Genomic DNA, 16,122 nt, shown 5'->3' on the forward strand with positions numbered 1-16,122 from the left:
AGTTGACAACGATATAATTAGCTTTATTACACTGTTCATAATATAGTATTTTCCAAAGATGATTTAGATTTTCACCATTGTAAATGTAACATTGACTTCACCAAATGAAAATCATAAAGTCAATACATTAACTATATACTAACACAGGTAGAAATTAGAATTCAACACGGATTAAATAGTCCACGATTATTTTCGAATTATGCAAGAAACACAAGCGAACAACGATACTTTAGACTCTGGATCTTACGAAATTATCAGAAAACGTCTTCAACATCAAAAAGAAACGCTTTCCGATAAATTACAATTATTAAATACCGCCAGAAAAGAAATATTTAATTCGACCAACTTTATATTAAAGGCAAATCAACGTATATCAACAGATAATAACTGCGTATCAAGAGGTATTTTAGCAATTGGTAATATCTGCATATTCGGATATAATGTACATTTTGGATTACGAACCGAAATTCAGTTACAAGACGTATTTAGCATCTATTTATTTGAAGATAATCAATTTATTCCCCAAGATCTTGATTTCATAAATGATATAAATTTTGTTAATGATTACCAAAATCTATACAAATATTATAGAGATTCAATTTTTTCCAAATTTAGAAAAACAGAGAACTATTTATATATGATCTTTCAAACCACCAAGAATGAACAAGATCTAAAAGCATTTAAATGGTTGATTAAAGATGGAAAATTAACTTATTTAGATGATCGAAGTATACATGAAGTTAAAAAAGCAAATCAACATGAATTTGATTGGACAAAAACTACCCTTGAAGATCGAAGATTGGGTCGGTTTCCCCATATTTCTATCTTAGATAAGGTATTTATTGAAGCAATTCATGGTGATATAACATTTAAAATTGAAAATAATACAGAGTCAGGTAAAGGAATTTATTCTGAAAAGGTTAGTAATCTTGATCAACAGCTAGATGATGCAGAATACCATTATGCTGACTTAGGTAATATGATTGCTCTTAGGATCAAACCCTTTCAAGAAGAATTTCGCGCTTACATTTTCAACATCAGAACTAAAGAGGTTGTCAACCTAAAAACGCTCAATGAATCTGCTATTTTGCTACCAGATAATCAAGGTATTATTTTCTCAAATGGATATTATCTTCAAAATGGCACACATAAAACCTTTGAGAATAACCTTGAAAATGTTCAGTTTCTAAAAAAAGTAATCTCTCCTAACGGAGAAGACTACCTATATGTTTTCACTCATGAGCAGTCGAATACATACATTTTAATGTCTTACAATATTATTCAACAATCTGTAGAAACCCCAATCGTTTGCAATGGATTTACCATATTTAAAGATGGAAGCTTAATCTATTTTCGTACAGAAAATGAAGCGACGCGCCACCATCAAGTACAAATATGGGAGACTCCATACATGGCTGTTCTGAAAGAAAATGCATCGCGCAGAGATGATCCCTTATACAAAATTGGCAATAAAGATATTGTCCAAGCGATGTCTGAAGTTCAAGAAGTCATTCAACTGATTAACAAAGAAGATTCCTATGAAGGCCTATATGAGGATATTCTAAAAAAATCAAATTCCATCATTGATTCGTACTTCTGGGTCCATGATGAGGCTCTTCAAAATCTTGGTACACCATTACAACATATAAAAGAAATTGCGAACACAGCGATCGACGAGTTCGTTAAGGTACAGATTCAGCGTAAACATGCGGAAGAGATTCTAACAGCAATAGAAAAAAAAATAGAAGATCTTGTTTTTAAAGTCAATAGTTCGATTTATGAACAGTTAGATCAACTGGTACATAATTTATCACATACACGTAAATTACAAGGTGAGGTCATTGACTTGCGCAATGTAAAGTATATTGAAAACAATCGGATAAATGAACTAGAGGAACAGCTTCACCACATAGCGACTAATCTTTCTGAGAAAACAATACAGTTCTTATTACAGGAAGCTGCACTTACATCATATGAACAGAAGGTTGTCATCCAAAAGAATGAAGTCGACAAAGTAACAAAAGCTATCGATGCCAAAGCCATAGAGGATGGATGTAAAGCTATTTCTAGTGATTTGGAATTATTAATTGATATACTTCATAGCTTAAAGATTGATGACACAACACATACAACAAAGATAATTGAAAAAATATCAGTTATTTTCGCTTCATTAAATGAGGTTCGAGCCCAATTAACACGTAAATTAAATACACTAAAAAGTTCTGAAGCCATTGCAGAATTTTCGGCTCAACTCACTTTGTTAGAGCAATCAATTGTTAACTACCTGGAATTATCAACTTCGGCAGAAAAAGTTGACGAGTATTATACTAAGATTGTTGTAAACTTAGAAGAACTCGAAAGCAAGTTTTCTGAATTTGACGAATTTGCTTTAAAAATCGCTGATAAGCGCGATGAAATCATTAAAGCTTTCAACGGGAAACGCGAATATATTATTGAACAAATCAATAAACGCGCCTCTTCTCTTGAACAGATAGCACTGCGTGTCCTTAAAAACATCGAAAATAAGGCAAAATCTTTACTCACGAAAGAAGAGATTTTAAGTTTTTACTCGACCGACTTAATGATCGACAAGATTCGTCATATTATTTCAGAACTGAAAACAATACAAGATGTATCTAAAGCCGAAAGCCTTGAGAATTTACTTAAGAAATCACAAGAAGATGCGTTAAGAGTTTTAAGAGATAAGTCCGAACTATATGTTGAAGGTGAAAATATAATTAAACTTGGCAAAAACAAATTCACAGTTAATAACCAACGCTTAGGTTTAACATTAATACGGCGTCAAGACGAACTATATTATCATTTGACAGGAACTAGTTTCTATCAAAAAGTGACCGCCCAAGAGATCAATATTTATAAAGATATTTGGGAACAAGAAATTATTTCTGAGAACAAACTTGTGTATCGTGCCGAATATTTAGCTTATAAAACTTTCCTAGCATCACAATCCAAAAGCAATTTTAATGCAGAAAAATTCATTAATCAAGCTGTAGAACAAAACTATGTAGAATCTTATATCAAAGGTGTTCACAATTTTGATGCCCTTCAGATCTACGAACAACTTCACACCCTAGGGGAAAAATTAGATGTATTAAAGTTTGATCCTGAAACAAGAACATTAGCCCATTTTTTTTGGCAGCAATTGGACCAATCCGTTCGTTCTAAATTAATAGCTCTTATCCGATCATCTAATCAAATCCTTAAGAATTTTCCAAATTCAAATCGATACGAAAGTATACTAAAGGAAATGAATGATGAGGTCAATCGTTGGGAAACACACCTGGATCTATCGCAAATAAACAAAGAGAACATTGCAAAATACCTTTTTAAAACATTTAGCAAATTCAATAAATTATCATTGTCCGACTTTGCCGATCATTTAAAACAAGAGTTTACGCGTTACCTACATGATAGAAAGACCCTAAAAGATTTTGAAGGAGATATAAACAATGAAGGTTTCAGTCTTATAGATCGTTATTATTTAATTCAGAACTGGCTATATGCTTTTATTGAGAGCAATGATCATTTAATTAAATTTGAAAAATACATTAATGAAACCGCAGCATTAATCTTGTTTGATCAGATTGATTACGAACTTATTATAGCCAAGGATCAACTTTCAGTAGCGAATTTGAAAGGAAGTCATCCAGTGATCACAAATGAAAGTTATCAAATAGATTTTCACTCTTTCATTCAAAAATTAGAAAAATTTCACGATATAGATATACCTCGTTTCGAGTCATTTAACATATTAAAAGAAAAATTAAGCACAGCCTATAAAAAAGAACTAAAAATAAACGAATTCGAACCAAAAGTATTGAGTTCGTTTGTTCGAAATAAATTGATTAATGATGTTTACTTTCCTTTAATAGGAACAAATTTTGCAAAGCAATTAGGTGTGGCTGGAGAAAATAAACGTACAGCAAAAATGGGAATGCTTCTTCTCATTTCTCCTCCCGGGTATGGTAAAACAACATTGATGGAGTATTTAGCAAAAACAATGGGGCTACACTTTGTGAAAATCAATGGTCCCACAATCGGTCACACCATTACATCGATCGATCCTTCTGAAGCTAAAACATCTGGTGAACGAGAGGAGCTTAAAAAAATTAATCTAGCCTTTGAAATGGCAGACAATGTGATGCTGTACCTGGATGACATCCAACATCTCAATCCTGAGTTTCTTCAAAAATTCATATCACTAGCCGATGGACAAAGAAAGATTGACGGTATTTTTGAAGGAGAAAGCAAGACTTACGATCTTCGCGGAAATCGATTTTGTATCGTAATGGCGGGAAATCCTTATACAGAGAGTGGCTCAAAATTTAGAATCCCTGATATGCTAGCCAATCGCGCTGATGTATACAACTTAGGAGATGTTATAGGAGATACAGATTACTTATTCAATTTAAGCTTAATTGAAAATGCTGCTGTTGAAAATCCTGCAATTGACAAAATTGCAGGTAAAAGTTTCAACGATTTTTACGCGCTCATACGGTATATAGAAAATAGAGAAGAACAATTACCAGAGTTAGAAGGAAACTATTTGAAGCAAGACGTTGATGACTTCCTTGCAGTCTCGCAGCATCTTCTTAAGATTCGTAATATCGTCATAAAAGTAAATCAAAGCTACATCAACAGTGCTGCTATGCAAGATAATTATCGAACAGAGCCTCCCTTTAAATTACAGGGTTCTTATCGAAATATGAGCAAACTGGTCGCCCAAGTCGTTCCTATGATGAACGATCAAGAAATTAATCAGCTTATTTTAACACATTATGAAAGTGAATCACAAACGCTTACTGCAGATACAGAATCAAATTTATTAAAGCTTAAAGAGTTAGCAGATATCTTAACAAAAGAGGAAAAAGAGCGCTGGGAAGCAATCAAAAAGGTTTTTCAAAAAGACAATAAGCATGGTGCTCTAGGTAAAGATGATAAAATGTTTGCTCAATTATTGGAATTTAATGAAAACTTACAGGGCATAATCAATGCTATCAGTAAGAAATAAAATCGGTAACATAATAAAGATTAAGATTATTCTATCTTCATAAGATAAAAGAGGCAATCATTAAAATGAATGCCTCTTCTATTTTATTGCTGTAAGATTTACTTAGTCGCTGCTCCAGTAATTTCAGTAGCCAATTTTTGAGTATATTCAGCCCACAATTTAGCATCATCAGCTGTAAACTTACTAGCAGCGGTAGCTGTTTTAGTAGCCCACTCTTGTTGTTTAGTTGCTAATTCTTGAAGCTTAGTCGCATCACCACCTTTAGCGGCGGCAACATACTCATTCACAAATTTTGTATAATCATCAGCCAATTGCTGTACTTCCGGAGAACTAAATTTAGGTACTGTAGTTGTCGAAGTAGTCTCTGTAGTAGTTGTTGTCGCAACACCATTATCAGTGTTAACTTGAGTAGTTGTATCTTTTACTTCTACTTTTTTGCTATCCGTATTATTACATGACGCAAAAATAATCACCGCAGCCGCAGCAGATAAAATCAATTTCTTCATAAAATTATAAGTTTAAAATAAATAAAATTACGTTAATTTAAAATAAAGATCAGACAATATATTTTAAAATTAAACAAATGCTAAAGCATAAAATAAAAAATCAGAAAGAAATGATGTTTTATACTCTTAGAGCACAATAAAGAGCTTTGAAATTTAATTTGAAAAATTGGATAATTGTAACAATAATATAGACTTATAGATCTATATTTTAGGAAATCCCTTTTATTTAATGAAATACTAAATTCATCTATCACATTAATGGACAATGCTTTACCATCGCCCTCCCGCGCCTCCACCTCCAGAAGATCCTCCACCAAAACTTCCACTACCCGAACCACTAGACCTGCCCGATCCACCACTTGAACTGCTTGATGATGACCTCACCAATCTCGGAGTACTCTGAGTTCCATGAGAGATTGTATAACCACAATATTTACATAGATCATACTTTTCTTCCAATCCACCAGAACTATAGGTCGCCTTTGTAATAGTTTTACGTAAATCTTTTTCAAATGTTTTATAATGGCATTGTGGACATAGTTCGATAGTTTTATTTTCATCCCAGGGAATCAATTTAGTCTCATTAGTTTTACTATTAACCCAGACTTCATAATCACGGCTATTAATTTTCTCTTCCATTAATTGACCTGCATCCAGGTAATTTCTCATTTTTGAATCCGCATTATCTCTATTTATACGCAACCAATTATCAGAATTATCTGGGGGTAATAACCGTCCTTCATATTTATATAATCTTTTATTTGACTTGCCAAAATCTATCCAAGCCAAAGGACTTACTAATATTGGAAAAAAGTTCCATCTCAAAAATTTACGAATTGCTTGCTGAATATTTTCTTCATCCTTATAAGAATTCATAACAGTCGTTACACCCGCATTATACTTCATAGCAAGAGTTATGATACCGAACACGAGAATGAAATAAGGTAAATTCCTAACTTGATAAACTTGTTCAAAATTTTCAAAAACAAATGCAAAAATAAAAGATGTAAAAAACATCAGCATACCCATACACCCACAACCGCTTACTAACGGAGGAAAATAACTACTTTTTTTTGTAATCTTTCCCTTTGTCATTTTAGTCACAACTGATATCCAAACATATAAGATTACAAAAGCAAAAAGAACTAGTAATGAATTTTTTAAATGTGGATTTTTAAAATTCCAGAAAGGTATTGTTTCTGGCATTAAGCGATCCAATTCTGTTCGTGCATCTGGAGCAGTCAGGATAGTCTGGATAAATCGTGAACATTCTAAAACGCCACGATCATAATCCTCCGCTTTAAAATTGGGAACTAAAAACTTTTCACCTATCCGCTTAAGATAGGCATCCGGCAATATACCCTCCATACCATATCCAGATATAAATCGATACTCATGTCTGTTTTTAGCAATAAAAAGAAGTAATCCATTATTACTCTCTTTTTTACCAATTCCCCAAGCATTAAATAAATTTAATGCAAAATCAAAATCACTATCTCCGATATAGTCATTAACTATTACAATCGCAAATTCACATTTTGTGATCGAATCGATCTGCCAAGAAATAGCATCTAGTTCTGCTACTACATGATTAGAAATAATTTGATCCGGATTTGAAACAAAATAATTTTGTCCCTTAATTTTAGGATTAGGAAGATCTTCAATGCCATATTGAGCAAAAGAAAATGAGGGCCCATGAATTAATACAAGGGTAAGAACTGTGAAAATAATTTTTTTAAAAATTCTTGACATAAACTAAATTTAGTATTTTAATTTGAACCAAAAAACATTTAATATTCTTCATAAATAAAATATCGCAACGAAGGCTACTCGATATCAATACATTCAAAAAAAAGAGGTAAGTATCTTGGATACTTACCTCTCAATTAGCGATTAAAAGATTAGAAAAATTATTTTTCGATATCTTTTAAGCTATTCATCTTTTTATATTCTAGGAAACCTTTAATATCTGTAAAGTGTTCACGAACACGTTTATTTCCAAATTCAAAGACTTTATGAGCTAATCCATCTAAGAAATCTCGATCGTGAGACACCAAGATCAATGTTCCATCAAAATCTTGAAGAGCATCTTTAATAATATCTTTAGTCTTCATATCCAAGTGATTGGTAGGCTCATCTAGTATAAGAACATTTACAGGTTCTAATAGCAATTTAATCATGGCCAAACGAGTTTTTTCACCTCCTGACAAGACTTTTACTTTTTTTGTAGTATCATCTCCACTAAACATGAAAGCGCCGAGCAAATCTTTAATTTTCACGCGGACATCACCTACTGCAATCTGATCAATCGTGTCGAAAACAGTAAGTTCTCCATCCAATAACGCGGCCTGATTTTGTGCAAAATAGCCAATCTTAGCATTGTGACCAATTTTCAAACTTCCTTCGTAATCAATCTCTCCCATAATTGCTTTAATCATAGTTGATTTTCCTTCTCCATTTTTACCCACAAAAGCAACTTTTTCGCCACGTTCAATAACCATATCTGCTTTTTGAAAAACAACATGTTCATCATATTTTTTTGTAAGCTCCTCAACCATAACAGGATATTGTCCTGAACGAGGTGAAGGTGGAAATTTTAATCTCAAAGCAGATGTATCAACCTCATCGATCTCAATTACTTCCAATTTCTCTAACATTTTAACACGTGATTGTACTTGGAGCGTCTTTGAATAAGTTCCTCTAAAACGGTCTATGAATTCTTGATTATCAGCAATAAATCTTTGTTGCTCTTCATAAGCCTTTAATTGGTGTAGACGACGATCTTTACGTAACTCAAGATAATGACTGTACTTAGCCTTATAATCATAGATACGACCCATCGTTACTTCAATTGTTCGATTTGTAATGTTATCGACAAAAGCTCTATCGTGAGAAATAACAATGACAGCTTTTGCAGAATTCATCAAGAAATCCTCTAGCCATTGAATACTCTCAATATCCATATGATTGGTCGGCTCATCCAATAAAATTAAATCTGGTTTTTTCAAGAGAATCTTCGCCAGTTCAATTCGCATGCGCCATCCTCCAGAAAATTCAGAAGTTTGACGAGTAAAATCTGTGCGTTCAAATCCCAATCCTTTTAGTACCTTCTCGACTTCAGCATCGTAATTAACCTCTTCAATTGAATAAAACTTTTCACTTAGTTCAGACACTCTTTCAATCAGCTTCATGTAATCATCAGTTTCGTAGTCTGTTCTTACATTAAGTTGTTCATTTAGTTCCTCTAACTCATCCCGCATCTGATAAACTTCTCCAAATGCTTTAGATGTCTCTTCAAAAACAGTAACATTATCTTCTGTTAATAAATGTTGGGGTAAGTATGCAATAACTGCATCTTTCGGTCCCGAAACATTACCTGTTGTAGGTTTACCTGCACCAGCAATAATCTTCAATAATGTTGATTTACCTGCACCATTTTTTCCCATTAAAGCAATTTTATCATTTTCATTGATTGAAAATGACACATCACTAAAAAGAGTTGTTCCTCCGAAGGAAACTGAAATATTATTTACGTTAATCACTTTTATTCGCTTATATTTTCCGCAAAGATAAGCGAATCAATCTTATAAATATAGTACCCACCATTTTTATGGATGATTATACCTAACAACTACAAAAAAAAACAAGAATTATGGTCAATAATTTTCAGCATATATCTTTATCGATAATTGAATATCATCTCCTATAAAAGAAATAATAATAGTAATTTTCAATTTTGTGTATCTTTGCCTCATGCGATTTGATATAATTACCGTACTTCCAAGTCTATTAGATAGTCCTTTTGCACATTCTATTTTGCAACGGGCACAAAAAAAAGGTTTAGCAGAAATTGTTGTACACAATCTACGTGATTACGCGACAAATAAGCAGAAAAGTGTTGATGATTATCCCTATGGAGGAGGTTCTGGTATGGTTATGCAGATCGAGCCCTTTGCGGCTTGTATAGAAAAACTACAAGCAGAACGCACGTATGATGAAATTATCTTCATGTCTCCTGATGGCGAAACACTCAATCAAGAAATCGCGAATAATTTATCTACAAAAGGTAACATGATGATTCTTTGTGGCCACTACAAAGGTATTGATCAACGAATTAGAGATATCTATGTTACAAAAGAAATTTCTGTGGGTGATTATGTTTTATCTGGAGGAGAATTACCAGCGGCAATTTTAACAGATGCCATTATAAGATTAATACCTGGAGTTTTATCAGATGAAACTTCCGCTTTATCCGATTCTTTTCAAGACGGATTACTTGATGCGCCCATTTATACGCGTCCTGCAGACTGGAAAGGACATAAAGTTCCGGATGTATTACTTAGTGGACATGAAGCTAAAATATTGCAATGGAGAGACGAACAGCAGCTTATCCGCACCCGAGAAAGAAGACCAGATTTATTAAATGACTAATAAATTTCAGATTTTATTGATTATTTATCATAAAAAGTTTGCTTAATCATTTTTTTTTATAAATTTGTGATACAATGACGACAGTTAGAACATATACAAATTGGTGGTGGCCTGAAGCAATAAGCATCGGGGACTAATTGGTATTGTCAAAATATTTCATAATCAACCAAAACCATTTATGGAAGTTCAAACCCGATGCGACTCAGTATCGGGTTTTTTTATGTTTAAAAAATTAAGAATAAAATGAAATACACGTTTAAAACAAATCTCAAAAAATTGCTCGCTGATACGACAACTCCGGTTAGCATCTATCTCAGATTACGTGATGTCTTTCCAAATAGCATTTTACTAGAAAGTTCGGATTACCACAGCAGAGACAACAATATAAGTTACATCTGTTGCCAGTCCATTGCGCATATCAAACTTGATAATACGCAATTAGAAATTGCATATCCGAACGAAAAAGTCATCCTTAAAAATAAGGAAGAAATTAATTTAAAAGAGGAGGTTGCTACATTCAGAAAATCATTTGGCGAACCCATTTCCACAGAACGTAACATTATTTCAAATGGTCTTTTTGGTTATTTCACATTTGATGCCATCGAACATTTCGAAGATATCAAATTAACTACAGTTCCAAGTCCAAAACTAGAGATTCCACATTTACAGTATCATGTTTATAAATATGTGATAGCAATAGACCATTTTAGAAATGAACTATTTGTATTTGAACATTTATTAAATGATGAAGAATCCGAATTAGATAAACTACAGTATTTAATACAAAATAAGAACTTTCCCGAATATACATTTCGTAGAACTGGAGAAGAGGCGTCCAATAGATCAGATGAAGAACATCGCGAATTGGTCAAAAAAGTAAAAGAACATATTCAGAGGGGTGATGTTTTTCAAATTGTTCCATCACGCGCATTTTCAACGCCTTTTCTAGGCGATGAGTTCAATGTATATCGTGCTTTACGTTCCATCAACCCCTCCCCCTACTTATTCTACTTTGACTACGGAAATTTCAAACTATTTGGGTCTTCTCCAGAAGCACAATTGACCATTAAAAATGGAGAGGCAACAATTTATCCAATTGCAGGTACTTTTAAACGGACCGGTAATATGGAGGAGGATATTAAAATAGCCGAAGAACTTAAAAATGACCCTAAAGAATCCGCCGAACATGTCATGCTCGTAGATCTTGCAAGAAACGATTTAAGTAGACATTGTAACCAAGTTGAGGTAAAATCTTATAAGGAAGCACAATACTACTCCCATGTAATCCACTTAGTTTCAAAAGTTTCAGGCAAATTAAAACCAGGAGTCAATCCTTTTGATGTTGTGGGTGATACTTATCCGGCAGGAACACTGAGTGGTGCCCCTAAACATATGGCGCTTACTTTAATAGATCGTTATGAAGGCCAACAAAGATCATTCTATAGCGGTGCAATTGGATATATGGGTTTTAATGGCGATTTTAATCATGCTATTATGATTCGTTCATTTTTAAGTAAACAAAATCTATTGAATTACCAAGCAGGAGGAGGAATTGTATTAGATTCAGATCCAGAGATGGAATTACAAGAAGTAAATAATAAAATAGCAGCTTTGAGAAAAGCATTAGAATTAGCAGAAACGTTATGATTAGACCTTTAGAATATTGTGACAATCTATCACACATTCGTAGTTCAATTGACTGTATCGACTATAGAATCATTGAACTTATTGCACAACGGGCGCAATATGTACAACAAGCCGCTCAATATAAATCTTCATTAGAAGAAGTTAAAGCGGAACAAAGAGTAATTAACATGTTCGAGCAAAGAAATGATTGGGCAACTAATTTTAAAATTGAAGGAAAACTCGTAGAAAGTGTATTCCAATCAATCATCAATCACTTCATTAATAAAGAAACAGAAATTTTCCATGAGCAATCATAAAATATTAGTAATCGACAATTACGATTCGTTCACCTACAATTTGGTTCATCTATTACAAGAATGTGATCAAGAATATACAGTATGGAGAAATGATAAATTCAAATTAGAAGAGGTAGCTGCTTTTGATAAAATTTTATTGTCGCCAGGTCCAGGTATTCCCGAAGAAGCCGGTCTGTTATTAGATGTCATCCGCACATATGCGGATACAAAAAGTATATTAGGCATTTGCCTTGGCCAACAAGCCATTGCCGAAGTTTTTGGAGCTAAACTTTATAATATGCCGAGACCGCTACATGGAGTGGCAACAGATCTAATTATTATAGATCATTCAGAAAAACTATTTGAAGATTACGCTAGTCACAGTAAAATTGCACGTTATCATTCCTGGGCTGTCGAAACTTCATCTCTTCCTGAAACCTTAAAAGTAACCGCAACAGATGAAGATGGTGTTATCATGGCACTGTCCCATAGGACCCTTGACGTAAAAGGATTACAATTTCATCCAGAATCTGTTTTGACAGAGAATGGGAAAAAACTAATTGAAAACTGGTTAAAAAAATAGAAATGACAATTTTAGATAAAATAGTTGAACGAAAACGAGTAGAAGTCTCAGAAGCTCAAGCAAAAGTTTCTATCGAAGAACTTAGTGAATATCCGCTCTTTAGTAGAACTTGTTATTCGCTAAAAGAATCCGTTCTTGATCCACAACGTACGGGAATAATCTCAGAATACAAACGCGCCTCCCCTTCCAAAGGCGTCATCAACAACATTAACACGGTATCAGAAGTTGTCAAAGGATATCAAAATGCAGGCGCTTCTGCAATATCAGTATTAACAGATGCTGATTTTTTTCAAGGAAGTTTAAAGGATCTGGAAGAAGCCCGATCAGTATTAACCATACCTTTACTTCGTAAAGAATTTATAATCGATAAATATCAGATCGCTGAAGCAAAAGCCTATGGTGCTGATATTATTTTACTAATAGCGGCATGTTTGACCAATGAAGAGGTAAGCGAACTCTCCAATTACGCTAAAACTTTGGGTCTGAATGTACTTTTGGAGGTTCATAACGAAGAAGAATTAAAAGGAAACCTATTTGATACAGTTGATGCCATTGGCGTAAACAACCGCAATCTGAAAGACTTCTCCGTATCATTAGCGCACTCTTACGACTTAGTCAATAAAATTCCAGATACTTATATTAAAGTTTCAGAAAGTGGAATTTCAGACCCTCAAACAATCCGTGAATTAAAAAGCATTGGTTATAATTCATTTCTTATTGGCGAAAATTTTATGAAAACAACTGACCCGGGGAAAGCATTATTGGAATTTGTAAAAGAAATATAAAAACTATTTAAATCCAATCTAAATAAGAGTATATTTGCTTCTTAAAATCACAGATTAAGTAGCCGCTTCTTATTTTGGACACAAAAATTTTTATCATAAATAAAGATAGCTTTGAGCAAATATACCTTCAATATTGGGAAGGTATGTTTGCATTTTGTATCAAAAATATCCAAGATGAAGAAGTTGCAAAAGAAATCGTTCAAGAAGTTTTTAAATCATTATGGGAACGGCGTGATGATCTTCGTCTTCTAGAAGTTGAGCGATACTTAATCAGAGCTGTTAAACTTAAAACCTTTGAATATATACGTAATAAAGTTACGCGCCAACATCATTTAGAAAACATAATTAATACAGCGGAAAACCACTATGTAGAGCATCCCTTAATTGCTCAAGAACTATCGGAGAAGATTTCATCATTAGTCAATAAATTACCCGCTCAATGTAAAAATGTTTTTCAAATGAGCAGAGATCAAGGTTTAACAAATAAAGAAATAGCCCATAAATTATATATATCAGAGCGAGCTGTAGAATATCACATTTCCAAAGCTTTAAAAACGCTAAAAACCGAATTAACCGAATATATTAATTAAATAAAAAAGAAATCCTGTATTTTTGCTATTAAGGATATAAGCCGATGAAAGTTGATCAAAAGTTGATAGAGAAATATCATTTAAACCAATGCACTCCAGAAGAAAGAATTCTTGTGGAGGAATGGCTTGTAGATGATAATTTGGACTTTTCTCCACTATCACTTCCTCAATTTGACAAGTCCCATATCCAATCACAGATCTGGGAAAACATTGCCGCTAATATAATTGAACCAGCCCCGATTAAAGTTGATAATAATAGAAAAAGACTAATACGTTACATAAGTATCGCTGCTTCAATCGTAATTTTATTCGGCCTCTTTATCTATAAAAACAATATAGATAAAGAAATTAGTTATGCCATTTTTGATAATAGCACAAGTGCAAATTCAAAGTATTTTGAAAAAAATAGTTATGAACTAATTTTAGGAAAGCATGCTACAGCAAAAATTAATGTAGAAACTGGAGAATTTTTTTCAATGGGTACAATGGTTATTATTCCAAAGAAAGATTTCGAATTTAGTTTTATTGGAACTAGAGAAAAAAAGGAATTAAAAAATGGAGAAACTTATTTCATTCTAAACTCCAAAAATACAGGCAAGCAAATTATTCTCTCCCAATCGGAACTCACTTTTTTAGCACCAACAATACAGAATCAGCTTAAATTACAGTTTAACATTATATAACAAGCCTCTATTAATAACTTAAATTCCCATGCAATTAAAACCTATTTCTAAAACTCTTCTACTTTTATTAATAGTTTTCATTATTGGTTGTTCGAGTAGAGACCAAAGTAACAGTAGTTCCAACAACTACAGCTTGTATATTATGAATAAGAATTTGGGAAATACCATTGTAACAACTAATTCTATAGATTCGGGAACAATAAATATTCTGAAAGATGGTATCGACTTACCAACACAATATTTTGATCGAAGCATCATCGTACATAATGGCTTTTTCTATCATATAAAAAGTGGAAAATTCATAAAATTCGAAATGCAGGAAAATGCATTAACAGAAATAGCTGCGATTCCGATGTCCAATCAACATATAGAAAATATGAATTGGCAAGAAAAAGATACGTTATTACTTTTTACGCTTGACAATAAAACATATAGTAAACTGCATTACTATAAAATAGATGTAAAGAAGTTCGAGATCCTACAAAAAGAAGAAATACATTTACCAGTTGCTCCAAGTAAATTTCCGATAGTTTCAATAGGATTCAGCACATTACATCAGAATAATCTCATACTGGGATATACATACAATAAAGTAATCAACGAAACAGATTTTACGACTATTGACACCATGTATTTTGCAACATTAGACCCACAAACGCTAAAGATAAAAAGCATACAAAAAGATAACCGATCCACCTACCCAGGAGGAGTCAATACAGTACAGTCTTACAGTTTTCATGATGAGAGAGGAAATTTCTATTTTATGAGTTGCCCAGGAATTGCTTTAGGAAACAATCTCAGTAAACCTACCGCAATATTTAGAATACCAAATAATACAACAACAGTAGATTCAAGCTATTTCTTTAATCTTACCGCTACAAATCAAAATCATGCCTATGGCATGTGGTACTTAGGGAATAATGAAGCAATCATTCGTAGTGAAAGAAAAGACCTTTATAACGATTTCAGCGATCATCATTCAACTTATCAATTTGAATATTATGTTGTAGATTTATTAAAACAAACAGCAACAAAGCTAACCCTACCCTACGATAAAGGAACTCGCAAAGAATCTGTTCTTGTGGAGAATGGTAAGGCATATATTACCATTGACGATAAAGATGATAATCATCAAGTTTGGATATACAATATTCAAACTAAAAAGATAAGTACCGGACTAAAATTAGACAAAGAGACAGATTTCATTGTCCGTATAGACAAACTAAATTAGTTTTTATAACTGAAAATAATTCGCTCCGAATATCTTACCACTTGTCATTTGAATATTGTTAAATAAATCAATTTAAAATCAACTTGATTTTAAATTGAAACCTCTTCGACCAAGAAATATTGTCTCCATACAACAGTATTAAACCTTTCTCTTCTTCTTGCTAACTCCATAATTCGCTATCTATCTTTTTATGCAGCTAATCAATGATGATATTTCAATTTGACATTATCTTCATAAATCTATTCCAAAAATGAATAGCCTAAAAACTAAATAAATTTAGATGTATAAATTTTATTAGCCTAAAAATTAAGCAAATAGCACATTTTACAATCTTTTTCTCACTCTGACCTTCGGTATAT

The 16,122-nt window shown here is 32.9% G+C and carries 12 protein-coding genes; 9 read left to right on the forward strand and 3 right to left on the reverse strand.

Going from position 1 to position 16,122, the window contains the following annotated elements; genetic code table 11:
- Nucleotides 1-199 precede the first annotated feature (199 nt).
- Nucleotides 200-5,032 carry a DNA repair ATPase gene (locus HCX49_RS19005; protein WP_168127901.1) on the forward strand — a complete coding sequence of 1,611 codons (4,833 nt, stop codon included), beginning with the start codon at nt 200-202 and terminating at the stop codon, nt 5,030-5,032.
- Nucleotides 5,033-5,130: 98 nt separating this feature from the next.
- Here HCX49_RS19005 and HCX49_RS19010 read toward each other — a convergent pair whose 3' ends face one another.
- From HCX49_RS19010 to HCX49_RS19020, 3 genes are all read right to left on the reverse strand, one after another.
- Nucleotides 5,131-5,538 carry a hypothetical protein gene (locus HCX49_RS19010; RefSeq protein ID WP_132771566.1) on the reverse strand — a complete coding sequence of 136 codons (408 nt, stop codon included), beginning with the start codon at nt 5,536-5,538 and terminating at the stop codon, nt 5,131-5,133.
- A 270-nt stretch (nt 5,539-5,808) separates the two neighbouring features.
- Nucleotides 5,809-7,290, reverse strand: a complete 1,482-nt coding sequence (locus HCX49_RS25450) for a TPM domain-containing protein (protein ID WP_206368605.1) — start codon at nt 7,288-7,290, stop codon at nt 5,809-5,811.
- A 158-nt stretch (nt 7,291-7,448) separates the two neighbouring features.
- The gene (locus HCX49_RS19020; RefSeq protein WP_132771568.1) at nt 7,449-9,080 is read right to left on the reverse strand and encodes an ABC-F family ATP-binding cassette domain-containing protein; all 1,632 of its coding nucleotides are present in this window, start codon (nt 9,078-9,080) and stop codon (nt 7,449-7,451) included.
- A gap of 211 nt (nt 9,081-9,291) precedes the next feature.
- On the opposite strand from HCX49_RS19020, the gene trmD reads away from it, so the two are divergent.
- The 8 genes from trmD (at nt 9,292) to HCX49_RS19060 (ending at nt 15,763) form a co-directional block, all read left to right on the forward strand.
- Nucleotides 9,292-9,969 carry a tRNA (guanosine(37)-N1)-methyltransferase TrmD gene (gene trmD / locus HCX49_RS19025; protein WP_021192370.1) on the forward strand — a complete coding sequence of 226 codons (678 nt, stop codon included), beginning with the start codon at nt 9,292-9,294 and terminating at the stop codon, nt 9,967-9,969.
- Nucleotides 9,970-10,212: 243 nt separating this feature from the next.
- Nucleotides 10,213-11,616 (forward strand): anthranilate synthase component I family protein, encoded by a 1,404-nt coding sequence (locus HCX49_RS19030; RefSeq protein ID WP_168127902.1) that lies wholly within the window; start codon nt 10,213-10,215, stop codon nt 11,614-11,616.
- On the forward strand, nt 11,613-11,912 hold the full coding sequence (locus tag HCX49_RS19035) for a chorismate mutase (protein WP_021192368.1): 300 nt from the start codon (nt 11,613-11,615) through the stop codon (nt 11,910-11,912). Before HCX49_RS19030 ends, HCX49_RS19035 begins: the two co-directional genes overlap by 4 nt.
- Nucleotides 11,899-12,474 (forward strand): anthranilate synthase component II, encoded by a 576-nt coding sequence (locus tag HCX49_RS19040; protein WP_168127903.1) that lies wholly within the window; start codon nt 11,899-11,901, stop codon nt 12,472-12,474. Before HCX49_RS19035 ends, HCX49_RS19040 begins: the two co-directional genes overlap by 14 nt.
- Nucleotides 12,475-12,476: 2 nt before the next feature.
- Entirely contained in the window at nt 12,477-13,259 is a 783-nt protein-coding gene (trpC, locus tag HCX49_RS19045; protein WP_168127904.1) for an indole-3-glycerol phosphate synthase TrpC, read from the forward strand.
- A 74-nt stretch (nt 13,260-13,333) separates the two neighbouring features.
- The gene (locus tag HCX49_RS19050; RefSeq protein ID WP_021192365.1) at nt 13,334-13,849 is read left to right on the forward strand and encodes an RNA polymerase sigma-70 factor; all 516 of its coding nucleotides are present in this window, start codon (nt 13,334-13,336) and stop codon (nt 13,847-13,849) included.
- Between the two features lie 44 nt (nt 13,850-13,893).
- On the forward strand, nt 13,894-14,532 hold the full coding sequence (locus tag HCX49_RS19055; protein WP_021192364.1) for a hypothetical protein: 639 nt from the start codon (nt 13,894-13,896) through the stop codon (nt 14,530-14,532).
- A 142-nt stretch (nt 14,533-14,674) separates the two neighbouring features.
- Nucleotides 14,675-15,763, forward strand: coding sequence for a DUF4374 domain-containing protein (locus HCX49_RS19060; RefSeq protein ID WP_237682852.1), 1,089 nt, complete (start codon nt 14,675-14,677; stop codon nt 15,761-15,763).
- The last annotated feature ends 359 nt before the right edge of the window (nt 15,764-16,122 follow it).

The sequence above is a fragment of the Sphingobacterium sp. B16(2022) genome, from assembly GCF_012030425.1.
GTDB classification, from domain to species: domain Bacteria; phylum Bacteroidota; class Bacteroidia; order Sphingobacteriales; family Sphingobacteriaceae; genus Sphingobacterium; species Sphingobacterium anhuiense.

Coding starts and splice junctions, on each gene's coding strand:
- HCX49_RS19005 (WP_168127901.1), top strand. CDS start 200: ATGCAAGAAACACAAGCGAACAACGATACTTTAGACTCTGGATCTTAC.
- HCX49_RS19010 (WP_132771566.1), bottom strand. CDS start 5,538: ATGAAGAAATTGATTTTATCTGCTGCGGCTGCGGTGATTATTTTTGCG.
- HCX49_RS25450 (WP_206368605.1), bottom strand. CDS start 7,290: ATGTCAAGAATTTTTAAAAAAATTATTTTCACAGTTCTTACCCTTGTA.
- trmD (WP_021192370.1), top strand. CDS start 9,292: ATGCGATTTGATATAATTACCGTACTTCCAAGTCTATTAGATAGTCCT.
- HCX49_RS19030 (WP_168127902.1), top strand. CDS start 10,213: ATGAAATACACGTTTAAAACAAATCTCAAAAAATTGCTCGCTGATACG.
- HCX49_RS19035 (WP_021192368.1), top strand. CDS start 11,613: ATGATTAGACCTTTAGAATATTGTGACAATCTATCACACATTCGTAGT.
- HCX49_RS19040 (WP_168127903.1), top strand. CDS start 11,899: ATGAGCAATCATAAAATATTAGTAATCGACAATTACGATTCGTTCACC.
- trpC (WP_168127904.1), top strand. CDS start 12,477: ATGACAATTTTAGATAAAATAGTTGAACGAAAACGAGTAGAAGTCTCA.
- HCX49_RS19055 (WP_021192364.1), top strand. CDS start 13,894: ATGAAAGTTGATCAAAAGTTGATAGAGAAATATCATTTAAACCAATGC.
- HCX49_RS19060 (WP_237682852.1), top strand. CDS start 14,675: ATGAATAAGAATTTGGGAAATACCATTGTAACAACTAATTCTATAGAT.